The sequence below is a fragment of the Streptomyces tricolor genome, assembly GCF_002155905.1.
GTDB classification, from domain to species: Bacteria; Actinomycetota; Actinomycetes; order Streptomycetales; family Streptomycetaceae; genus Streptomyces; species Streptomyces tricolor.
This window is the reverse complement of the sequence record NZ_MUMF01000076.1, coordinates 1-21549: the sequence shown is the minus strand read 5'-3', so window position 1 is coordinate 21549 and position 21549 is coordinate 1. Positions and strand designations below refer to the sequence as shown.

Genomic DNA, 21549 nt, shown 5'->3' with positions numbered 1-21549 from the left:
GTGCACGGCGCGTTCGCCGACGGCTCCAGCTGGGCGCCGGTCGTCGAGCGGCTGCAGCGCGCCGGGTACACCGTGCGGGCCGTCGCCAACCCGCTGCGGGGCCTTGCGGCGGACGCCGCCCACGTGCGCGCCGTCCTGACGTCGCTCACCGGGCCCGTCGTCCTCGCCGGGCACTCCTACGGCGGAGCGGTGATCACCGAGGCGGCGGCGGGGCTGGCCCACGTCAAGGCCCTCGTGTACGTCGCCGCCTTCGTCCCCGACGCGGGCGAGGTGCTGGGCGAACTGGCGGACAGGTTCCCCGGCTCCGAACTGCAGCCCGCCCTGACGGCCGTACCCGTCACCGCACCGGACGGCACACCGGACGCCGATCTGTACATCAGGGCCGACCGGTTCCGGCGGGTCTTCGCCGCCGACGTGCCCGCCGCCACCGCCCGGCTGCTCGCCTCCGTCCAACGGCCGCTGAGCGCCTCCGCGTTCGGCGCCAAGGCCACCGCGGCGGCCTGGCGGACCATCCCCTCCTGGCACCTGGTGGCCGCGCGGGACCGCGCCATCGCCCCCGCACTCCAGCGCTTCCAGGCGCGCCGGGCGCACGCGCACACCGTCGAGATCGCCGGTTCCCACCTGCCGCTGCGCAGCCACCCCGACGCCGTGACCGCCCTGATCCGAGCGGCGGCGCGCGCCGTCACCGCCCACTGAGCCACCCCCTTTCCCGCAGGAACCGAGAAGGACGTGCGATGACCACAGCACAAGAGCGTGAGCAGATCTCCCGCGTCAACGCGAGCGGCCGTACCCCGGTCGTCTTCGTGCACGGCCTCTGGCTGCTCCCCAGCAGCTGGGACCGGTGGGCGACCGTCTTCGACGAGGCGGGCTTCGCCTCGCTCACCCCCGGCTGGCCCGACGACCCGGACACCGTCGCCGAGGCGCACGCGCACCCCGAGGTGTTCGCGGGCAAGAGCGTGGGACAGGTGGCGGACCACTTCGCGGACGTCATCGGCCGGCTGGAACGCAAGCCCGTCGTCGTCGGACACTCCTTCGGCGGGCTGATCACCCAGATGCTCGCGGGCCGGGGGCTGGCCGCCGCCTCCGTCGCCATCGACCCGGCCCCCTTCCGGGGCGTCCTGCCGCTGCCGTTCTCCTCCCTGCGGGCCGCGAGCGCCGTCCTGGGCAACCCCGCGAACTACCACCGCGCCGTACCCCTCACCTACGAGCAGTTCCGGTACGCCTTCGCCAACGCGGTGAGCGAACAGGAGGCGAGGGAGCTGTACGAGCGGTTCGCGGTGCCGGCCCCGGGCGAACCGCTGTTCCAGGCGGCGGTCGCCAACATCAACCCGTGGAGCGAGGTCAAGGTCGACACCCTTACCCCGGACCGCGGCCCCCTCCTGATCATCTCCGGGGAGAAGGACCACACCGTCCCCTGGGCCATCGCGCACGCCTCCTACCGGAAGCAGGCGCGCAACGAGCACGCGGTGACCGAGATCCACGAGATGCCCGGGCGCGGGCACGCCCTCACCATCGACAGCGGATGGCGCGAGGTGGCCGGGACGGCCCTGGCCTTCCTCACCCGCTTCACCCGGTGAACGGCCGGTCCAGCGCACCGGACAGCGCCGCCCGGGAGGTGATGCCGAGCGTCCGGTAGACCTTGGCCAGGTGGTCGGCGACCGTGCGGGAGGACAGCCGCAGCTCGGCACCGATCTGCTTGTCGGTCAGCCCGTCCGCCGCGAGCCGGGCGACCCGCGCCTGCTGCGCGGTGAGCAGGTCCGCCGCGCCGGCCGCCGCGCCCGTCGCGATGCCCGCCGCACGCAGCTCCCGCTCCGCCTGCACTGCCCAGGGCGTGGCGCCCAGGGAACGGAAGGCGTGCGCCGCGGTGCGCAGCGCGTGCCGGGCCGTCGCCCGGCGGTGCCGGCGCAGCCACCGCCCGTGGGCGAGGCGCAGCCGGGCCATGGGGAAGACCCACTGCTCGGCACCGTCGACCGCGAACGCGGTGGCGAAGCGGGCCTCCGCGTCGTCGCCGCGGGCGGCCAGGGCGGTCGCGGCGGCCAGCAGGAACGCGTGGTGCGGCGAGATGTCCGCCATCCGCGTGGCCCGGGCGGCGGCCACGTGCGCCTCCGCCTGCGCCGTCCGCCCGGTGTGCACGGCGGCCTCCACCAGGTCGAAGAACGGCAGGTGGAACCAGGGCAGTCCGCGCGGCAGCACACCGGGCGGGGTCAGCCCGGCGAGGACGCGGTAGGCCTCCTCGTACCGGCCGTGCGCCAGTGCCACGAGGCCGGTGAGATGGTCCAGATGGTCCTCGACGAACGTCATACGGGCCCGCCGCGCGCGCGGTCTGAGGTGCCGCTCCACCTCCCGGAACCCGTCCTCGTCGCCGCGGCCGGCCAGGAAGTGGGCGTAGTGGTGCCGGAAGACCAACGCGTTGCAGTGGTAGCCGAGTTCGTCGGCGGCCTCGGCCTCCCGCAGCCGTGACTCCGCCTGGTCCCAGCGCCCCGCGAGGTAGTCCTGGTACCCCTTGGCCTTGGCGATCGTGCCCTGCGTGGCGTAGCCGTGCTGCGCCGAGAACCGCCGCCACAGCCGGGCGTCGGCCGCGTCCACGGCGGCGGCCGTCCACAGCACGAGCCACGCGGCCCCGGCCTCCTGCTCCGGGCCCATCGCGTCGACCTGTGCGCGCAGCTCGTCCGCCACGCCGTGCGCCGTCCGCGCCGGGTCGGACCACGCCCGACGGCACAGCCGGGCGAGCGGGGACACCTGCGGCCCGTGCCGGTCCAGCGCCGACCAGCCGCGCGGGTCGTCCGTGTAGACCGTGGCGAGGAGCAGCTTGAAGTACATCTGCTCGGCGAGCCCCGGGAAGGCCTCCGTACCGGTCGCCGCCAGCTCGCCGAGGGCCCGCGGCAGCAGCGTGAACGACGACTCGAAGTCGACCCGGTGGCTCTGGTCCACGTACACCACCGCGTACGCGAACAACGGCAGGACCTCCGCCGGCACCGGCTCCCGTGCCAGCTCCTCCACCAGCCGCGCGGTGTACCGCAGCCGGCCGCCGCGTGCCGCCATGACCGCCGCCCACGCCCGCCGGCGGGCCCGTCCCCGCGGGTCGGTGCCGAGCGCCGCCGCGCGGTCGAGGAGCACCGCGCCCTCGGCGTCACCACCGCGCCGGGCCATCTCCCGGCCCGCGGCCTCCAGCCGCGCGGCGAGGTCCTCGTCCGCCGACACGGCCGCCGCGGCCTCGTGCCGCAGCCTGCGCGGATCGTCGTGGGCCAGGGACGCGGACAGCTCCCGGTGCGCGCTGCGCCGCTCCTCGACGGTGGCGCGCGCGATGATCGCGCTGCGCACGAGCGGGTGGCGGAAGGCCAGGCGTCCCGCGAGGTCCCGGTGGGCGAGGCCGCTCGCCTCGATCTGCTCGACGGCCTCCGCCGCGGCGTCGGCACCCTCGTCCGCGAGCCACGCCGCCGCGTTCCAGGCGGCCGTCTCGCCGCCCAGCGCGGTCAGCAGCAGGACCCTTCCCGCCGCCGGGGACAGTGCGTCGAGCCGGGCGGCGAACAGACGGTCCAGCCGGTGCCCCGGCTCGGCAGCCGCCGGCCACGGCGCCGTGCCGTCCAGCGGGTCGCCGGTGCGGTGCACGGGGAGTTCCAGCAGCGCCAGCGGATTGCCCGCCGCCTCCCGCACCACGCGCCGTACGGCCGCGGACGGCAGCCGGGGACGGTGCCGGCGCACGAGGTCGCCGGCGTCCCGCGGGCCCAGCGCGGACACGTCCACGACGGTCGCGGCCCACCCGTCGGTCCTCGTCCGCCCCGGCCGGCAGGCGCTGACGATCAGCGTGGGGAGCCCGGCCAGCCGCCGGTGCAGGAAGGCGAACACGGCGGCGCTCGACGCGTCCGTCCAGTGCACGTCGTCCAGGAGCACGACCACGGGCGCGGTACGCCCCGTCTCGGCCAGCAGGGTCAGGGCCGCCGCGCCGATCAGCAGCCCGTCGCGGGGCGGCGCGTCACCGAGGCCCAGGGCCGACTCCAGGGCCTCGGCGTGATGCCGCGGCAGACCCGCGGGAGGCCGCCGCAGCAGGGGGCCGACCACCTGGTGCAGCAGCCCGAAGGCGACCCCTTCCTCGGTCTCCGTGCCCAGCGCGCGCAGCACGGTGCACCCGCGGCGCCCGGCCTCGGCGTGCAGCAGGTCCAGCAGGGCCGTCTTGCCCAGGCCGGCCTCGCCGCGCAGCAGGAAGGCCGCACCCGCGCCCGATCCGGCCACGACGTCGTCCAGCGCCGCGCGCAGCAGGCCCGTCTCGGCCTGCCGGCCGATGAGGTCCGTGTCGTCAGCCGCCCGCATCCCCCGCCACCTCGCCCCCCGGAGGCTTTCCCGCCCGGCGCAGGATACCGGGCGCCGGGCGGGAGGGCCCGGCTCCTGACCGACCCTGCACGGTTCTGGCCCCTGTGTGCGGGACCGGCCCGCCCGGCCGTCCGGACCCCGCGACGACGACGAGCGAGCGGCTAGCCTCCGGCTGAGTCCACCGTGGGGGAGGCGAGAATGACGACAACGTGGCAAACGGCGGCCGTTCCGCTCGCGGACCGCGCCGACGCGCTGCGCCAGACCATCCGGGAGCGGGTCGTACCGGTCGAACTCGTCCTGCCGCGACGGCCGGAGGACGTCCACGCGGACGTGACGATCACCGACATCGGCTCGGTGCAGGTGAGTTCGGTCCGGGCGAACCCCGCGACGGTGCACCGGACCACGCGGCTGGCCGGGGCGGACGACGAGCCGGTGCTCTTCATCAGTCTCCAGAAGTCCGGCGAGAGCACGGTCGTCCAGGACGGACGCGGCGCCGTGCTGCGGCCGGGCAGCATCGCCTGCTACGACACGAGAAGGCCGTACACCCTGCTGTTCGAACGCGGTGTGGACACGCACTTCTTCCGGGTCCCGCTGCGTGACATCGCCCTCCCGGACGAGGTGGTCCGGCAGGCCGTCGCCCGCGTCCTCGGCCCCGGGGGCGCGGTCTCCGGGATCGCGGTGGACTACCTGACCCGCCTGGCCGAGACCCGTACGCAGCTGGACGCGACCGCCGCCCATCTGCTCGCGGCACCGAGCCTGGAGCTGATCCGCGCGGTGCTCACGGCCGAGTCGGACCGGCCGGCGCTCGCCGCGGGACCCCTGCACGGCACCCTCGGGCTCCGCGTCCTCGCCCACATGCGCGACCACCTCGCCGACCCGGACCTGTCTCCCGCGTCCGTGGCCCGGGCCCACCACATCTCGGTCCGCCACCTCTACGCCACCCTCGCCCGCCACGGCATCGGATTCGGCGACTGGGTGCGCACCGAGCGGCTCGACGCCTGCCGCCGCGAGCTGTCCCGGACGCCGCCGGCCACGGAGACGATCGCCGCGCTGGCCCAGCGCTGGGGTTTCAAGTCCCCGGCCCATTTCAGCCGTGCCTTCAAGGCCGCCTACGGGATGTCGCCGCGGGAGTGGCGCGCCCAGGTCCCGCGCGCGCACCGGTAGCGCCCGGCAGGGCCGAACGGCCCTGGTCCTTGGTCCCGGGGAGCGGAAGGATCGGGAGGGAGAACCGAGTACGTCACAAGGAGCGACCGATGGCGGAGCGCGAGCAGGCCGGACCCGACCACCCGATCCGGGTGTTCCTCCTCGACGACCACGAGGTGGTCCGGCGCGGGGTGCGCGACCTGCTGGACGACGAGCCGGACATCACGGTGACCGGCGAGGCGGCCACCGTCGAGCAGGCCCTGGCGCGCGTGCCCGCCCTGCGCCCCGACGTCGCGGTGCTCGACGTCCGGCTGCCGGACGGCGACGGGGTGACCACCTGCCGGGAGCTGCGCTCGCGCCTGCCGGAGCTGGCCTGTCTGATGCTCACCTCGTTCGACGACGAGGAGGCCCTGCTCGACTCGATCATGGCGGGTGCCTCCGGTTACGTCCTCAAGCAGATCCAGGGTTCGGACCTGGTCTCGGCCGTACGCACGGTGGCCGGCGGGCAGTCGCTGCTCGACCCGAGCGCCACCACCAGGCTGATGGCCCGGCTGCGGGCCGGGCAGCAGCCGGAGGCCGAACCGGACGCACTGCCCGGACTGACCGAGCGGGAGCGGGAGATCCTCGCCCTCATCGGCGAGGGGCTCACCAACCGGCAGATCGGCCGGCGGCTGTACCTGGCGGAGAAGACGGTGAAGAACCACATCTCCCGGCTGCTGGCCAAGCTCGGCGTGGAACGCCGGGTCCAGGCCGCCGTCATCGCCACCCAGGCCCAGGACCGCCTGCGCGGCGAACGGCGCTGACCGGGCCGCGCGGGACCCGGCCCGGCGGCCTCCGGTCAGGTCCCGGTCAGCCGGCGCCCGGTGACCATGTCCGACTCGATCCGGACGAACACCCCGTCCCCGACCGGCATCCACGACTCGGGGCCGCACCGCGACAGGCGTTCCTGCTCGGCGGGATCGGTCACGACGGCCGCCCGGCCGGTCACCACCACACTCCAGCCGGAATGCGTCACCGTGTCGTACTCGTCCGCCTCGAAGGCGACCACGGCACCGTCGACCGCGCGCGCCAGCTCCGAGCCCGCCGAGGTCCGCAGCACCACCGAGAAGTCCGCGTCGAGGCGGAAGTTGACCGGCAGCACGGCAGGGAGCGCCCGCTGGGTGTACACGACACGGCCGACCGGCACCCTGCCCAGCAGGCGCAGGCAGTCCGGCCTGTCGAGCGTCTGAAAGTCGCCGTTCCTCAGCACCAGGCCATCGTCCGCGCGGGCACCCCGGACGGGATAGGGCCGACCGGCCCTATCCCGGGCGGTTCGCCGGACCCACCGGCACCCGTGCCGGGCCGCCGTGCGCCCCGGGCCCGCGTCGTCCCGCCGGCCCCGGTCCGGATACCGTGAACCCCGGTGGGACGGTCGTATGCGGGGACGGGGCTGGAGGTACGGCAGTGGAAAGCTCCGAAGACGTGCGCGCGGCACGAGGGGTGCGGCTGCCGCAGCTGAGGCTGGACGAACTGCTGGACGAGCTGCAGGCCCGCCTGGACGCGGCCCGCGGCACCCAGGACCGGGTGCGCAGCCTGCTGGAGGCGGTGCTCTCCGTCGGCCGCGAGCTGGACCTGGAGCAGGCGCTGCGCCGCATCGTGGAAGCCGCGGCGACTCTGGTCGACGCCGAGTACGCGGCGCTCGGCGTGATCGGCTCCGACGGCACGCGGCTGTCGGCGTTCATCACGGTCGGCATCGGCGAGGAGGAGATCGCCCGCATCGGCCGCTACCCGCAGGGCCGCGGCATCCTCGGCGAGCTCATCCGCCACCCCGCGCCCCTGCGGCTGGCCAAGATCTCGGAGCACGCGGCGTCGTACGGCTTCCCGCCCCACCATCCGCCGATGCACAGCTTCCTCGGCGTTCCCATCCGGGTCCGCGACGAGGTCTTCGGCAACCTGTACCTGACCGAGAAGCGGGGCGGGCTGCAGTTCGACGAGGACGACGAGTCGGTGCTGACGACGCTGGCCGTCGCGGCGGGCGTGGCGATCGACAACGCCCGCCTGTACGAGGAGTCCCGGCTGCGGGGACGCTGGCTGGAGGCGAGCGCGGAGATCAGCAGCAGTCTGATGTCCGGCGCGGGCCAGCACGAGGTGCTGGGGCTGATCGCCGAGCGGGCACGGGACATCAGCGGCGCGGCGCTCGCCACGGTGGCGACCCCGGTGCAGGACACCGGCACCCTCGCCGTGGAACTGGCCCTCGGCCGGGAGGCGGAGGCGCACCGCGGCCTGGTGCTGCCCGTCGAGGGCAGCCTCACGGGCCGGGCCTTCGCCCTCGGCGCGCCGGTGAGCAGCCCGGACGTCGCACGCGACGAGCGGGTCACGGTGGGACCGCCGCGGTTCGCCGGCCTCGGTCCGGCCGTCGCCGTACCGATCGGCCGGGAGGAACGCGTCCGGGGTGTGGTGCTGCTGGCGCGGGAGACGGGTGCGAGCGACTTCTCCGAGAAGGAGACGGAGCTGCTGAAGGGGTTCGCCGCGCAGGCCGCCGTCGCGATGGAACTCGCAGAGCGCCGCCGGGACGCCGAGCAGATCGCGCTGCTGGAGGACCGCGACCGGATCGCCCGGGACCTGCACGACCTGGCCATCCAGCGGCTGTTCGCGACGGGCATGACGTTGCAGAGCGCGGGCCGGTTCATCGAGCACGCGCAGGCCGCGGAGCGGGTGCGGCGGGCCGTGGACGACCTCGACGAGACCATCAAGATCATCAGGTCGACGATCTTCGGCCTGCGCACCCGGGACGGCGACGAGGCGCCCGGGCTGCGGGCCCGCGCGGTGCGGGTGGCCGGCGATGCGGCACCGGTCCTGGGCTTCGCGCCCAGCGTCCGGATGGAGGGCCTGCTCGACACCCATGTGCCGCCGGAGACCGCCGACCACGTCATCGCCGTCCTGGCCGAGTCCCTCACCAACATCGCCCGGCACGCCCACGCCGGCCGCGCCGACGTGGTGCTGGAGACCGACGGGAACGAGGTGCGGCTCACGGTCACCGACGACGGCGTCGGCGTCCCGCCCGAGGGCCGCCGCAGCGGCCTGCGCAACATGGCGGAACGGGCGCGCGGCCTCGGCGGCGACCTGCACCTCGACCGCCCGCCCGCCGGGGGCACCCGCCTGACCTGGCACGCCCCCCTGCGGGGGCCGGCGCCCGCGGACCACTAGGCGCCCGCGGACCACCAGGGCCTCTCCGCGGCCACCAGGGCCTCTCCGCGTGCGCCGGGCACGGACGCCGGCCGTCCGGCGGAGGCGTCCGTGGGCGGCGACTCCGAGCGGTGGCCGGCCCGGCCGCGGGCGGCCCCGGGTCACCACGCAGCGACGAGCGGCGGGTCCGGTGCGTGCCGCCGCCAGGCGTCGGTGAGGCGGGTGAGCCGGGCGGGCGCGGCGATGCCGCGCACGGTGGTGATCCTGCCGTCGGCGATGTCGAACGTCACGGCGCCGACGACCTGGTCACCGGGCACGAAGAGGAGGGCGGGGCCGCCGTTGACGAGCGCGTAGTGGACGGCGGACGGGCCGCCGGCGAGGCGCCGCTTGGCGGGCGTGGGTCTGAAGCCCGCCCGCGCGACGGCGGCGACGCGCTGCGCGGTGTCGTACCGCAGCAGCTTCTCGGTCAGGCCGGCGCCGTCGGAGACCGCGGTCGCGTCGTCGGTGAGCAGCGCCACCAGCCGTTCGGTGCGGCCCGAGGAGGCGGCGGCCAGGAACTCCTCGACGATCCTGCGGGCGGACGCCGGGTCGACCTCGCCGCCGCGGCGCCGCGCGGCGGTGACGCGACGCCGGGCCCGGTGCAGGTGCTGCTGGCTCGCGGACTCGGTGAGGTCGAGGATCTCGGCGATCTCGGCGTGGCTGTGGGAGAACGCTTCGCGCAGGACGTAGACGGCCCGCTCGACGGGTGACAGGCGCTCCATCAGCGTCAGCACCGCCAGGGAGACCGATTCGCGCTGCTCGAACGTGTCGGCCGGGCCCAGCATCGGGTCGCCGTCGAGGAGGGGCTCGGGCAGCCAGGCGCCGACGGCGCGTTCGCGGCGGGCCCGCGCCGAGCGCAGCCGGTCCAGGCACAGGTTGGTGACGACCTTGGTCAGCCACGCTTCCGGCATCTCGATCCGCTCCCGGTCGGCGGCCTGCCAGTGCAGGAACGCGTCCTGCACGGCGTCCTCGGCGTCGGTGGCGGAACCCAGCAGCCGGTACGCCAGCGAGGCCAGCCGGGCCCGGCCGGCCTCGAAGCGGCTCGTGTCGAAGCGGTCGACGGCGGTGCTGTCCACGCGGATGACCCTAGGCGGCCACGCGCCGCTCGGCGGACGCGTGGGGCACGGCGGCCAGGCGGTGCGTGCGCCTGGGCAGCCCGAAGGTCGGATGCGAGGTGGCCCACAGCGACATCGCGAGGATGCCCGCCTTGATCCGCGCGGCCTTCCGGCCGCCCACGTACGCCGGCTTGGCCTGCCCTTCGTCGTCGACCGTCTGGAGGATCCCGTCCCGCCGCCCGAGGCTGATGTGGTTGCCCACGTACTCCAGCCTGGTGGTCGGTATTCTGCGGCCGGTCAGGCGCCCCACGATGGCGTTCGTGGCCTGCCGGCCGGTGTAGCCGGCGGAGGCGCAGGACATCGGCAGCGGCCGGCCGTTGTCGCCGAGGGCGTAGGCGCTGTCGCCGGCGGCGTAGACCTCCGGGTGCGAGACCGACCGCATGGTGCGATCGACGACGATCCGGCCGTCCCCGGTGACCTCCAGACCGCTCGCGGCGGCGATCGGGCCGACCGCGAACCCGGCCGTCCACACGGTCGCGTCGGACGCCAGGGCGGTGCCGTCGGCGCACAGCACCCGCGCCGCCTCGACCGCTTGGACACAGGTGTGCTCCAGCACGGTGACGCCCAGCCGGTCGCAGGCCCGGCGCAGGTGGCCGCGGGCCCCGGCGGAGAGCCGGGCCCCCAGCTCGCCGCGGGCGACCAGCGTCACCGACAGGCCGGGCCGGCACTCGGCGATCTCGGTGGCGGTCTCGATGCCGGTCAGCCCGTCGCCGACGACCAGCACACGCGCGCCCTCACCCAGACGGTCCAGGCGCTCGCGCAGGCGCAGCGCCGAGGGGCGGCCGGCGACCTCGAAGGCGTGCTCGGCCGCACCGGGGACACCGCCGTCGGCGACGTGGCTGCCGAGCGCGTGGAGAAGCGTGTCGTAGCCGATCTCGCCGCCCCCCTCGGCGTCGGCCACGGTGACGGTCCGGCGCTCGGGGTCGACGGCGGTGACACGGGCCAGGCGCAACCGTATCGCCGTGCCCGCGAAGACGTCGGCGAGCCGCGGCGCCTCGATCGGCCGGCCGGCCGCGAGCTGGTGCAGCCGCAGCCGCTGGACGAAGTCCGGCTCGGCGTTGACCACGGTGATCTCGGTGTCCGCCGGGGACAGCCGGCGGGCCAGGTTCCCGGCCGCGTAGGCCCCGGCGTAGCCGGCGCCGAGGACGACGATGCGGTGCTTCATGCGTGGCTCCTGTCGGTTCGCTTGCTCCCGGTGACTTGAGCGGAACAGCGCCCCGATCGCTGACAGACATGACATGTGATGTGGGTCACCACTCGGTGGGGGCCGGTGAGGCTCGCGGCGTCGAGGGTGTCCGCCTCGGTGCCCCCGGCCGCGTCCAGGGGCCGAGCGGGCGGCTGTGCCGGGCCGAGCGGGCCCGGCCGCCGCGGCGGAGGTCCCCGCGCGCAGCGACCTGTTCGTGTCCGCCCGCGATGCGTGTCACGGTGGCATCGAGGGCCTCTGCCGCCGGCAGGGCGGCCCGGCGAAAGGCGGTGAGCGGCGATGACGGAACTGCCCCTGGTCGTGGGAGTGGACGGATCGGAGCCCAGCCTGACCGCGGTCGACTGGGCGGTGGACGAGGCGGCCCGCCGCGGTCTGCCGCTGCGGCTGGTGTACGCCTCCGTCTGGGAGCGCTACGAGGGCGGCGTACCGTCGGGCGACCAGGAACCCCCCTCGGAGCAGGTGCTCGCCGAGCGGATCGTCGCCTCGGCGGCGGCGCGCGCCCGGCAGCGGTCGGCGGAGGTCAGGACGGCCACCGACATCCTCCCGCAGGAGCCGGTGGCCGCCCTCCTGCGCGAAGGGGACGAGGCCTTCGCCGTGGTGACCGGAACACGCGGCCGGGGGGTGATCAAGGGGCTGCTGCCCGGCTCGGTCGGGCTGACCGTGGCCGCCCGCGCCCGCTGCCCGGTCATCGTCGTCCGCGGGGACCGGGCCGGCCTCGCGGGCACCCACGGACGCGTCCTGCTCGGCGCGGGGGAACCGGACACCGGCGGCGAGGCCGTGCGCTTCGCCTTCCAGGAGGCCGAGGCGCGCGGCTGCGTCCTGGACGCGGTACGGGCCTGGCGGCGCCCGGCGCTGGAGAGCGCCGGCCGTCCCCTGCTCGCCGGGGACGCCGCGCACCGGCACGAGCGGCAGGCCGACGAGCTGCTGGAGACCCTGCTGCGGGACGTGGCCGCCGGCCATCCGGGGGTGCGGGTCCAGCGCGCGACGCCCGAGGGTCAGGCCCGGAAGGTGCTCGTGGACCGTTCGGCCGCCGCCGACCTCGTCGTCGTGGGCGCCCGGCGCCGGGCCGGCGGTGCCGGACACCGGCTCGGGCGGGTGGCGCACGCCCTGCTGCACCACGCCCTGTGCCCGGTGGCGGTCGTGCCGCAGCGGTGACCCCGGTCCGCCGCCGGTCCGGCCGGGCCGAGTCCGGCGGGATCGGCCATGGTGGAGACGTGGGGCGACATCGGAACCGGCCGCCGGGCACCCCGCAGACGTGCCCGCGGCCCGAGGAGTGAGGAACCATGGCCGACCACAGCGCATCCGGACCGACACCCACGGCGGCGGACCAGCCGCCCCAAGGGGATCTGGGCCGCCGCATCGAACGGCGGCGCAAGGAACTGGGCCTCACCCTGGAGGAGCTGGCGTTCCGGGCGGCGATGGCCCCGAGCTACCTCGCGCACCTGGAGCAGCACAGCACCGCGGCCCCGGAAGCCGGCACGGTGCTCCGGCTGGCCGGGGCGCTGCGGACCACGCCCACGGAACTCGGCGGCGGCAACGCCGGCCTGCCGCCGGGCGTCGGCCGCGCCGCCCGGTCACCCCGGCTGACCGAACTGGACGAGGAGGACTGCCGGCGCCTGCTGTCGACGCACGGCGTGGGCAGGATCGCGGTGTCCACGGACGGGGCCCCGGTCGTCGTTCCCGTGAACTACAGCGTCGTGGACGACGCCGTCGTCTTCCGGACCCAGCCCGGGACGGTCTCCCTCCAGGGGCTGGGCCGCGAGGTGGCCTTCGAGGTCGACCGCGTGGACGACGCGCTCAGCCAGGGCTGGAGCGTCGTGGTGCGCGGACCCGCCGAGCCGGTCACCGACCCCGAGGCCGTACGCCGTCTGGAGGAACGCGCGTACAGCGCGCCCTGGGCCGGCGGCGAGCGGGACGTCTGGGTCCGCGTCACCGTCACCGCGCTGACCGGCCGCCGTATCGACACCTGGTGAGCCGCTGATCCCTCCGGCACCGCGACACCGCCCCCGTAAGTAATAGAATCTTCAAACGTTACGGGTGGAGGGGGCGGATGTGTCCGCACGAGAGGCGGCATTCGGGCCACTGCTGCGGGAGCTGCGGCGGGCGAAGTCGCTGACCATGGAGGCGCTGGCCGAGGCGTCCGGGGTCAGCGTGCGCGGCATCGGCGATCTGGAGCGCGGACGGCGCGCCGCACCGCAACGGCGGACGGTGGCGGCGCTCGCCGACGGACTCGGTCTGGACGACACCGAACGGGAGCGCTTGCTCGCCGCCGCCCGCGCCGGACGCACCCCCGGTTACAGCCCCGTCGGCGTCCGCTCCTTCCCGCGCGGCATCGACGACTTCGTCGGCCGTGCGGACGAGCTGGCCCGCCTGGAGGCGCTCGCCGGGCCGCCCGAGGAGGACGGCGCCCCCGGCGCGGGCGCCGGCGCCCCGCAAGGCCACCCCGTCGTCGTCGCCGTCCACGGCCCGCCCGGCACGGGCAAGACCACCCTCGCGCTGCGCGCCGCCCGCCGCCTCGCCGACCGCTTCCCCGACGGCCAGCTCATGGTGGACCTGCGGGGGACCGACGACAGCCCGCCCGCCCCGTCCGAGCTGATCGTCCGGGTGCTCAAGGCCCTCGGCGTGCCCGACCGCGACCTGGCGAAGGCCGGCCCCCAGGCCCACTCCGCCCTCTACCGGCAGGTCCTCGCCGACCGCCGCTGCCTGCTGATGCTGGACAACGCCCGCGACGAGGCGCAGGTACGTCCGCTGCTGCCCGGCTCGGGCGGGACGCTGGTCCTGGTGACCAGCCGCCGCATGCTCACCGGACTGGACGACGTGCACCGGCTGCCGCTCGGCCGGCTCGAACCCGCCGAGTCGGCCGCCTTCCTGGCCTCCCTCGTCGGCACGGACCGCGCCGCGGCCGAACCGGAGGCCGTCGAGGAGGTGGCCCGGCTCTGCGCGCACCTGCCGCTGGCCCTCCGGGTCGCGGGCAACTGGCTGGCCACACGCACCGGGTGGAGCGTGCGCCGGCTCGCGGACCGGCTGGCGCGCGAGGAACGCCGGCTGGACGCGCTGTCCGCCGGGGACGTCCAGGTGGCGAGCGCCTTCTACCTGTCGTACCGGCAGCTCACACCCCCGGCCGCCCGCCTGTTCCGGCGGCTGTCCCTGGTCCCCGGCCCGGACGTCAGTGCCGCCGGCGCCGCCCGGCTCACCGGCCAGGACCTCTACGACACCGAGGACACCCTGGAGGAACTGGTCGAGGCGGGGCTGCTCGGCAGCTCCGGGGACCGCTACCGGCTGCACGACCTGCTGTGCCTGTACGGCCGCTGCCGCCTCGCCGCCGAGGACGGCGCGGCGGACATCGAGCGGGCCCGCCGGTCGATGTTCCGCTGGCTGCTGGAGACGGCCGTCGTGGCCGGCCGGTGGTACGAACCCGGCCACGGGGCCCCGCCCCCGTCCTGGCGCGGCACGGTGGACCTGTCCACCGCCGACAAGGCCCGCGACTGGCTCCACGCCGAGGCCGCCAACTGGCTGGCGGCCCTGCACGCCGCCGCCGCGGACGGCGACCACGCCACCGTCGTCGAGGTGGCCGAGTCCCTGCACTGGTTCTCCGACCAGTGGATGTTCTGGGGGCACTGGCCCGAGGTCTTCCGCACCGCCGCCCGGTCCGCCGAGGCCCTCGGCGACCCGCTGCTCGCAGCGACCCAGCTCAACTACTGCGCCTGGGCCGAGCTGCTGTGCGAGGGCAGACCGCGGGACAGCCTGCGGTACTCCGCCCGCGCCCTCGCCGCGGCCCGCCGGGCCGGCGACCGCGTGCAGCAGGCGTGGGCGCACCAGTACGCCGCCTGGGCGCACCACCTGCTGGGCGAGGGCGGGCCGGCCGCCGGCCGGTTCGCCGAGGCCGTCGCGCTGTTCCAGGCCGCCGGAGACCTGTACGGCCTGCTCCAGGCCCTGCTCGGCCGCGCCATGCGGCTGCGGGACGACGGGCGGGACGAGGAAGCCCTCGAGGTCTTCCGCCAGGTGCTGACCCGACTGGACGAGGCCGGTGACGGCATCCAGCCGCACATCGCCGCCTTCACCCGAGTCAGCGCGCTCGCGGGCACGGGCATCAGTTACAGCCGCCTGGGGCGCTGGGACGAGGCGGTGGAGCACCTGCGGACCTCGGTCGAGCTGAGCCGGACGGAGGGCAACATCGCCCTGGAGAGCCGCTATCTCAACGTCCTCGGCGACGTCCTCCTGACGGCCGGCCGGACCGCCGAGGCACGCGAGGTGTTCACCCGGTGCGTCGCCCTCGGCCCCGACGCGGACGCGCGCCGGGTCGCCGAGGCCCGCTCGCGCCTGGCGGGCCTGGAAACCGGCTGACGCGGCAGCGCGGCACGTCAGCCGGCTGTGCGGTCGCCCTCCCGGTCCGTGTGCAGGGTGCGCCACTCCCGCGGCGAGACCCCGTAGGCGGCGCGGAACGCCCGGCTGAAGTGGGCCGGGTTCACGAATCCCCAGCGCCGGGCCACCGCCGAGACGGTGGGGGTCACCCGCCCGCGCCGGGCCAGTTCCCGGGCGCACGCCTCCAGCCGCCGCTGCTGGATGAGACGGCTCACGGTGATGCCCTCGCCCTCGAAGAGCCGGTGCAGGTAGCGGACGGATATGTGGTGCGCGCGGGCGATGGACTCCGGGGCGAGGGCGGCCTGGCCGAGGTTCCGGTCGATGTGGGCGCGGACGCTGCGCACGAGGTGGTCGCGGGTGCCGTCCGGGTCCCGGTGGGTCACATCGGTGATCAGGGTGGTGAACAGGTCGACGACATGGCCGGCCAGCCGCTGCCCGACGGCCGGCGGGTAGGAGGGGGCCGCGTCGGCCAGTGTGGTGAGGAAGGGGCGCAGCACCGCGCCGAAGCCGTGCCCCGTGCCGATGGCCGTACCGGTGACCAGCCGGATGTCGCTGTCCGCGACGCCCAGCACATGGCGCGGCAGCTGGAAGACATGGGTGGCGAACCGCTGCGGATAGCTTACGGAGAAGGGCCGTGCCATGTCGTAGACCACCAGGTCGCCGGTGTCCAGCTCGGCCCGCCGGCCGTCCTGGACGAGGGTGGCCCGGCCTGCCACCTGGAGACCGACCGCCACGAGGTCCCCGGGGGCGCGCGCGATCAGCGCCGGCGTGCGGCTGACCCGCTTCGCGTCGGCCTCCATGCGGGAGATCCGCAGGTAGCCGAGGGAGTCGGTGGCGATCCTGCCGTCGAACGGCCTGGGGTCGCGGGGCGCGACGGCGACCGGCACCAGCGCCCTGCCCACCGCGTCGCTCCAGTAGGCGACCTTGTCCTGGTCCGGCACCGCGTCGGTCGTCAGCACCAAGCTCACCGTGGTCTCCCTTGGCATGAGGTCACCGGGGCCGTACGCGTCGCGCCCCGGTTCAGCCAAGCAGCCGGCATCCCGTGGCCACCAGGAAGAACGCAGGCAGAAACGGTCAGGAGAAGTGCCGCCGCGCCCTCGCCGTCGGGAACGGCCCCGAGCCGTCGGGAACGACCCTGAGCCGGGGGCGACCGGTGCCGCGTGCCGGGCCGTGCGCGGCGGGATGCCTCACCGCGCACGGTTCATGCCCCTGTCCGCAGGGACCGCCGGACGGTCTCGCCCCGCGCTCCCGCACCGCCCAGGCTGACCGTCGTGGGCGCCCTCGGTGGACGCCCGCCGCCGGACCCTCCCGGCTCCCGAACCGCCGCCTCCACCAGGGGATCCCATGAACCTGATGCCCCCGCCCGCCGGAACCGGCAGCGACGCCGGCCGGTCCCCGTACCCGGACCTGACCTTCGCCTGCGCCCCGGTGCCCGCACCGCTGCGGTCCTTCCTGCCGGCCCAGGCCCGCGCCGGTGCCCGCTGCACCGGACCGGCGCGGGTCCGCACGCTCGGCCTCCTCCAGGTGAGCACCTACCGGGGAGCGGCCCGGTCCGTGGTCCGTCCCGCCGACGACACCACCGGTCCGCACCTGATGCTGGGCGTGCACGCCTTCGGCAGGGCGACCCTGGTCCGCGGGGACGGCACCGCGCCCTGCGGGCCCGACGACCTCTTCGTCTGCGACGGAGCGGTCCCCTTCCTGCTGCACGAGGCGAGCCCCTTCGAACTGCACCTCGTCCGCGTGCCGCGGCACGCCCTCGCCCTCACCGACGGCCAGGTACGGGCTCTCGCCCACCGGCCGCCCTGCGCCGACGGCCCGGTGGCGCCCCTGCTCGGCCCCCTCCTGCGGACGTTCCTCGGCACCCTGCCCGAGTACGCCCCGCGGACAGCCCTCCGCCTGGCCACGACGATCACCGGGTTCGTCGGCTCGCTCGTCGAGGACGCGGCGGAAGCGGCCGACGCGACGCATACCGCGCACGACGTGCCGGACCGGCGGGACGCCCAGGACCCGGGCCCCGAACCCGCGCAGGAGCACCGGGAGCTGCTCCACCGCGTGCGCGCCTACGTCGACGCGCGGCTGTGGGACCGGACGCTGACGCCCGCCACCGTCGCCGCGGCCCAGCACATCTCCGTGCGCTACCTGCACAAGCTCTTCGAGGGCCAGGGCAGCACGATCGGCCGGTGGATCCAGCACCGCCGCCTGGAGGAGGCGCGGCGCGAGCTGGCCGCGCCCGAGTCGGCCGGCCTCACGGTGTCAGCGGTGGCCCGGCGCTGGGGCTTCGCCAACGCCACCCACTTCAGCCGCAGCTTCCGCGCCGCCTACGGCATGGCACCCCGCGACTGGCGCAGCCGTACCCGGCCGTCCCAGGACCCCGCCGGCGGCGGCGGAGACGGCTGACCGGCCCGAACTGTGCACGCAGCGGCAAGCATCCGTACGCCCGCGCCGCCCGTGTCGCGCCCGCCGCGCCCTAGGCTGAGCCCCGTGTCGGTGGAGCCGCCTCCGGCGCCGAGCGCCCGCCTGCCCGGCCGCGGGGGAGGGCCGGCAGCTCCGTTCCACGGCCCGCTCTTTCACCCGGCCCGACGCCCGCGCAGGAGTTCTCTTGCCCGACCACGTACCCGTCCCTGGGACCGAGCCCGTCCTGGAACGGCTCACGCGCGCCTTCGTCGAGACGTACTCCCTGCCCGGGCCGGCGGACACGGCCACCGACGTGGCCGCCGCCCGGGCGCGGATGGCACCGCTGTGGACCGGAGACGGCCGGGCCGAGCCGGACGTCGAGGAGGAGTGGCTGGCGCTCCCGGGAAACGGCGGCACCCGGATCCGGGTGCGCGTCCTGCGCCCCGCCGGCAGCGACGACGCCCTGCCGGTCGTGCTGTACCTGCACGGGCTGGGCTGGATGCTGACCGACGCGTACGCGCACCGGCACCTGGTGACCGACCTCGTCCTGGGAGCCGACGCCGCCGTGGTCGTCCCGGAGTACGACGCCCCGGACGACGTCCGCCATCCCGGCGCCGTCGAGCGGGCCTACACCGTGGCCCGGTGGATCGCCCGGCACGGCGCGGAATGCCGGCTGGACGGGAGCAGGATGGCCGTCGTCGGTGCCAGCGCGGGCGCCCAGCAGGCCGCCGCGCTCACCCTCCTGGCACGGCGGCGCGGCGGCCCGGACCTCCGGCACCAGGTGCTGCTCTGCCCGGTGACCGACGCGGCGATGGACACCCCCTCCTACCGGCAGTTCGCCGACGGCTACTTCCTGACCCGTGCCGCCATGCGCGCCTACTGGCAGCAGTACGCGCCGGACCCGCTGACCCGCGCGCACGACACCGTCTCCCCGCTGCGCGCCCCCGTCCCCTGCCTCCGGGGCCTGCCGCCGACGCTCGTCCTCACCGCGGAGGCGGACGTGCTCCGTGACGAGGGCGAGGCGTACGCCGCGCGCCTGCGGGAGGCGGACGTCCCCGTCGTCTCCCTCCGCTACCACGGGACGATCCACGGATTCGTCCTGTTCGACCCGCTGCGCGGCACGGACGCGTCCCGGGCGGCACGCATCCAGGTGACGGACACCCTGCACACCGCCCTGCACGCCGTCTGACCCCCTGATGACCCGCCGCCCCCCGGCGGGCGCCCGCGACGGGTCACCCGGCTCCGTGCGCCGCCTCCGTGCGCCGCTGCCGTCGCCACCCGCTCGGTGCCACCCCGTACGCCGCCTGGAACCGGCGGCTGAAATGGCTGGGGCTGCTGAACCCGCAGCGGGCGGCGACCGCGGCCACGGTGAGGCGGTCGTACCGGGGGGAGGCCAGCATCTCCCGCGCCCTGCCGAGGCGTTCGGTGATGAGCCACTGCTCCAGGCTGAGCCCCGCCTCGCCGAACAGCACGTAGAGCCGGCGTACGGAGACCGCGTGCTCCGCCGCGATCCGCTCGGGCGTCAGAGCGCGATCGGCGAGGTGCCGCCGCGCGTAGGCCATGATCCGGCTGAGCAGGGTGTCGTCCATGACGGACCGGACCGCCGCGGACTCCTCGGCGTGTGCGGCCGAGAGCAGCAGGGCGCGCACCAGCTCGGTGGTCGCGGACGCCAGGTGCGGTGCGCCGGGGTCGCCCGCCAGGCGGTCCGGGTCGCGCCACACGCCGCGCAGATGGTGCAGGACCAGATCGTGCATCGGGCTGGCGCGCAGTCGCGAGGCCGCCCTCACCACCACGTCCACCGGCACGCCGAGGCGGTGCATGTCGAACATCACGGACCGGGACGCGCCGTCGCCGGACCAGCCGTACACGCGGGGCGACAGCTCGTGGAAGACGCAGATGTCGTCGGCGCCCAGCAGCCGCCGCTCGCCGGAGACCTCGGCGCGGTGCACGCCCTCGGGTTGCAGCGAGACGGAGACCACGGGGTTGCTCCGGTGATGACGTACGTGCCGTTCCGACCGCCGTACCTGGAAGCCGGAGTTGCGGGTGGCGAACAGGTGCAGCCCGCCCACCCGCCACATCTCCATGCGGGCGTGGATCCCGGAGGCGGGCTCCTCGTGGACGACGTCGTTGGGTACCGACGAGTCCGTCAACGCGTGGTGGAACGCGTCCACCCGGTCCCGTGGCGCCACGCCGGCCAGATCGAGCAACAGCATGCAACCCCCCGGACTTCGTACTCGGCCGTCGCGATCCGACGATAGGACGTGCCGGAACGCACCGGCGGCGATGAGCGCGGACAGGCCACAGCCGGTGCGCTCACAGTCAAGCCGCCGCCGTCCGCCGGCCGTAGGGTCTTGCCTGTGCCGACGGTCCGACGCCCTCGGTACGGCTCCCCGTGCCGGAGCGAGCACCCCGGGCGGGAACGAGCGCCGTAGGCGCCGCACCGGTGCGGGCGCGGACCCGGGCCGGCCCGGCACCCGCCCGCGCGCCCCGGACACGGCCGGTCCGCCCCGCCGACGAGGGAGCGCAGGCCGGGCGACGGCACCCGACCTACCGACCGGCACGACAGGAGTCAGCGTGTCCCGCACCCGCCTGCGCGGTTTCTCCCGCTCCGACACGACCCGCGCGGAAGCCTTCAGCGACGGCGTGCTGGCCATCGCCGTCACGCTGCTGGCCCTCGGCCTGACCGACCCACCGCACCGGCCGGGCGGCCTCGGCCGCGCCCTGCTGGCCCAGTGGCCCGCCTACCTCGGCTACCTCGCCTCCTTCGGCTACGTGTCGGTGATCTGGCTCAACCACCACCAGGCCTTCGTGCGGGTCCGCGTCATGGACCGCGGGCTGCACGCCGCCAATCTGCTGCTGCTGTTCACCACGGCGGCGCTCTCGTTCCCCACCGCGGTCGTCGCGGACGCGCTACGGGCGGACCCCGCGGGCTCCGACGCCCGCGCGGCCGTCGCCCTCTACGCCGGACTGGCCGCGGCGATGTGCCTGAGCTGGGTGGCCTTCTACCAGCAGCTCGCCCGCCGGCCCGAGCTGCTGGAACCGGACGTGGAGGACACCTACGTACGGCACGGCCGGCTGCGCTCCTGGGCGGGAGCCCTCGCGTACGGCGCGGCCGGTCTGCTCGGTGTCCTCGTCGCGCCGCTCTGGGCGGTCGCCGTCTTCGTCGCGCTCCCGGTCTTCTACTTCGTCACCAGCGAAGGGCTCCCCGACGGGCGGGACGGCACACCCGAGGGCACCGGTTCCCGCCCGCTACGATGCTGATCTCGATCATGGTCGCACCCAGGTGAGGGTGCGGTGCGACGACCGCTGCACACGGGGGTGGGTCCCATCACGGGAACCGAGGGTGTCTTTTGCCCGCTGACGGCACAGGAACCGCGGGAGCTGGCCGGTTACCGGCTGCTGGCCCGGATCGGGGAGGGCGGCATGGGATCCGTCTACCTCTCCCGCACCCGGGGCAACCAGCCCGTCGCGCTCAAGATGATCCGCCGCGAGTACGCGGGCGACGGCGAGTTCCGGCGCCGGTTCCAGCAGGAGGTCCGGGCGGCCCAGCAGGTCCGCGGGTACCACCTGGTGCCGGTGGTCGACCACGACACGACCGGCGAACAGCCCTGGCTGGCCTCCGCGTACGTGCCCGGCGTACCCCTCGACGAGGCCCTCGACGTCCACGGTGCGCTGCCCACGCCCACCGTGCTCCAGCTCGTCGCCTGCGTCGCCCGGGCCCTGGACGCGGTGCACGCGGCCGGCGTCGTGCACCGCGACCTGAAACCGGGCAACGTCCTCCTCGCCGCCGACGGCCCCTGGGTCATCGACTTCGGCATC

The 21549-nt window shown here is 75.7% G+C and carries 18 protein-coding genes; 12 read left to right on the top strand and 6 right to left on the bottom strand.

What is annotated here, in order from left to right; translation table 11 throughout:
• Positions 1–696 (top strand): alpha/beta fold hydrolase (locus tag CCN44_RS06710; RefSeq protein ID WP_244203889.1); only part of this gene is annotated, 696 nt, incomplete at its 5' end.
• 38 nt (positions 697–734) lie between these two features.
• Complete coding sequence (locus CCN44_RS06705; RefSeq protein WP_059247623.1) at positions 735–1577, top strand: alpha/beta hydrolase; 843 nt, start codon at positions 735–737, stop codon at positions 1575–1577.
• On the opposite strand, the gene CCN44_RS06700 is transcribed toward CCN44_RS06705, so the two are convergent.
• The gene (locus tag CCN44_RS06700; protein WP_086697119.1) at positions 1567–4308 is read right to left on the bottom strand and encodes an ATP-binding protein; all 2742 of its coding nucleotides are present in this window, start codon (positions 4306–4308) and stop codon (positions 1567–1569) included. The genes CCN44_RS06705 and CCN44_RS06700 overlap by 11 nt on opposite strands.
• A gap of 198 nt (positions 4309–4506) precedes the next feature.
• On the opposite strand from CCN44_RS06700, the gene CCN44_RS06695 reads away from it, so the two are divergent.
• Positions 4507–5472, top strand: coding sequence for an AraC-like ligand-binding domain-containing protein (locus tag CCN44_RS06695; protein WP_059247621.1), 966 nt, complete (start codon positions 4507–4509; stop codon positions 5470–5472).
• 89 nt (positions 5473–5561) lie between these two features.
• A complete protein-coding gene (locus CCN44_RS06690) occupies positions 5562–6254 on the top strand; it encodes a response regulator (RefSeq protein WP_059247620.1) in 693 nt (230 codons plus the stop codon).
• Between the two features lie 35 nt (positions 6255–6289).
• Here CCN44_RS06690 and CCN44_RS06685 read toward each other — a convergent pair whose 3' ends face one another.
• A complete protein-coding gene (locus CCN44_RS06685) occupies positions 6290–6700 on the bottom strand; it encodes a pyridoxamine 5'-phosphate oxidase family protein (RefSeq protein ID WP_059247619.1) in 411 nt (136 codons plus the stop codon).
• 194 nt (positions 6701–6894) lie between these two features.
• Between CCN44_RS06685 and CCN44_RS06680 the strand changes: the two genes are divergently transcribed.
• Entirely contained in the window at positions 6895–8637 is a 1743-nt protein-coding gene (locus tag CCN44_RS06680; protein ID WP_059247618.1) for a GAF domain-containing sensor histidine kinase, read from the top strand.
• Between the two features lie 140 nt (positions 8638–8777).
• On the opposite strand, the gene CCN44_RS06675 is transcribed toward CCN44_RS06680, so the two are convergent.
• Both CCN44_RS06675 and CCN44_RS06670 read right to left on the bottom strand, forming a co-directional pair.
• Positions 8778–9731, bottom strand: a complete 954-nt coding sequence (locus CCN44_RS06675; protein ID WP_059247617.1) for a sigma-70 family RNA polymerase sigma factor — start codon at positions 9729–9731, stop codon at positions 8778–8780.
• Between the two features lie 10 nt (positions 9732–9741).
• Positions 9742–10935 carry an NAD(P)/FAD-dependent oxidoreductase gene (locus CCN44_RS06670; RefSeq protein ID WP_086697118.1) on the bottom strand — a complete coding sequence of 398 codons (1194 nt, stop codon included), beginning with the start codon at positions 10933–10935 and terminating at the stop codon, positions 9742–9744.
• Between the two features lie 318 nt (positions 10936–11253).
• Between CCN44_RS06670 and CCN44_RS06665 the strand changes: the two genes are divergently transcribed.
• The 3 genes from CCN44_RS06665 to CCN44_RS06655 all read left to right on the top strand — a co-directional run bounded on the left by CCN44_RS06665 (position 11254) and on the right by CCN44_RS06655 (position 15318).
• A complete protein-coding gene (locus tag CCN44_RS06665) occupies positions 11254–12129 on the top strand; it encodes a universal stress protein (RefSeq protein WP_059247615.1) in 876 nt (291 codons plus the stop codon).
• A 128-nt stretch (positions 12130–12257) separates the two neighbouring features.
• On the top strand, positions 12258–12947 hold the full coding sequence (locus CCN44_RS06660) for a helix-turn-helix domain-containing protein (protein ID WP_059247614.1): 690 nt from the start codon (positions 12258–12260) through the stop codon (positions 12945–12947).
• 79 nt (positions 12948–13026) lie between these two features.
• Positions 13027–15318: an ATP-binding protein gene (locus CCN44_RS06655; RefSeq protein ID WP_086697117.1), complete on the top strand. Its 2292-nt coding sequence runs from the start codon at positions 13027–13029 to the stop codon at positions 15316–15318.
• A 17-nt stretch (positions 15319–15335) separates the two neighbouring features.
• On the opposite strand, the gene CCN44_RS06650 is transcribed toward CCN44_RS06655, so the two are convergent.
• Entirely contained in the window at positions 15336–16304 is a 969-nt protein-coding gene (locus CCN44_RS06650; RefSeq protein WP_059247612.1) for an AraC-like ligand-binding domain-containing protein, read from the bottom strand.
• Positions 16305–16680: 376 nt separating this feature from the next.
• Between CCN44_RS06650 and CCN44_RS06645 the strand changes: the two genes are divergently transcribed.
• A complete protein-coding gene (locus CCN44_RS06645) occupies positions 16681–17733 on the top strand; it encodes an AraC family transcriptional regulator (protein ID WP_059247611.1) in 1053 nt (350 codons plus the stop codon).
• 202 nt (positions 17734–17935) lie between these two features.
• On the top strand, positions 17936–18919 hold the full coding sequence (locus tag CCN44_RS06640; protein WP_059247610.1) for an alpha/beta hydrolase: 984 nt from the start codon (positions 17936–17938) through the stop codon (positions 18917–18919).
• 43 nt (positions 18920–18962) lie between these two features.
• Here the strand turns inward: CCN44_RS06640 and CCN44_RS06635 are convergent, their stop codons facing one another.
• A complete protein-coding gene (locus CCN44_RS06635; RefSeq protein ID WP_059247609.1) occupies positions 18963–19943 on the bottom strand; it encodes an AraC family transcriptional regulator in 981 nt (326 codons plus the stop codon).
• Positions 19944–20304: 361 nt separating this feature from the next.
• Here CCN44_RS06635 and CCN44_RS06630 point away from each other — a divergent pair, with 361 nt between their 5' ends.
• Together CCN44_RS06630 and CCN44_RS06625 are read left to right on the top strand one after the other, a co-directional pair.
• Positions 20305–20991 (top strand): TMEM175 family protein, encoded by a 687-nt coding sequence (locus tag CCN44_RS06630; protein ID WP_086697116.1) that lies wholly within the window; start codon positions 20305–20307, stop codon positions 20989–20991.
• Between the two features lie 120 nt (positions 20992–21111).
• A partial coding sequence (locus tag CCN44_RS06625) for a serine/threonine-protein kinase (RefSeq protein ID WP_167403948.1) occupies positions 21112–21549 on the top strand: 438 nt, incomplete at its 3' end.

Bases quoted from the DNA above. Each gene is read 5' to 3' on its own strand.
- CCN44_RS06705 (WP_059247623.1), top strand. From the start codon at position 735: ATGACCACAGCACAAGAGCGTGAGCAGATCTCCCGCGTCAACGCGAGC.
- CCN44_RS06700 (WP_086697119.1), bottom strand. From the start codon at position 4,308: ATGCGGGCGGCTGACGACACGGACCTCATCGGCCGGCAGGCCGAGACG.
- CCN44_RS06695 (WP_059247621.1), top strand. From the start codon at position 4,507: ATGACGACAACGTGGCAAACGGCGGCCGTTCCGCTCGCGGACCGCGCC.
- CCN44_RS06690 (WP_059247620.1), top strand. From the start codon at position 5,562: ATGGCGGAGCGCGAGCAGGCCGGACCCGACCACCCGATCCGGGTGTTC.
- CCN44_RS06670 (WP_086697118.1), bottom strand. From the start codon at position 10,935: ATGAAGCACCGCATCGTCGTCCTCGGCGCCGGCTACGCCGGGGCCTAC.
- CCN44_RS06665 (WP_059247615.1), top strand. From the start codon at position 11,254: ATGACGGAACTGCCCCTGGTCGTGGGAGTGGACGGATCGGAGCCCAGC.
- CCN44_RS06660 (WP_059247614.1), top strand. From the start codon at position 12,258: ATGGCCGACCACAGCGCATCCGGACCGACACCCACGGCGGCGGACCAG.
- CCN44_RS06645 (WP_059247611.1), top strand. From the start codon at position 16,681: ATGAACCTGATGCCCCCGCCCGCCGGAACCGGCAGCGACGCCGGCCGG.
- CCN44_RS06635 (WP_059247609.1), bottom strand. From the start codon at position 19,943: ATGCTGTTGCTCGATCTGGCCGGCGTGGCGCCACGGGACCGGGTGGAC.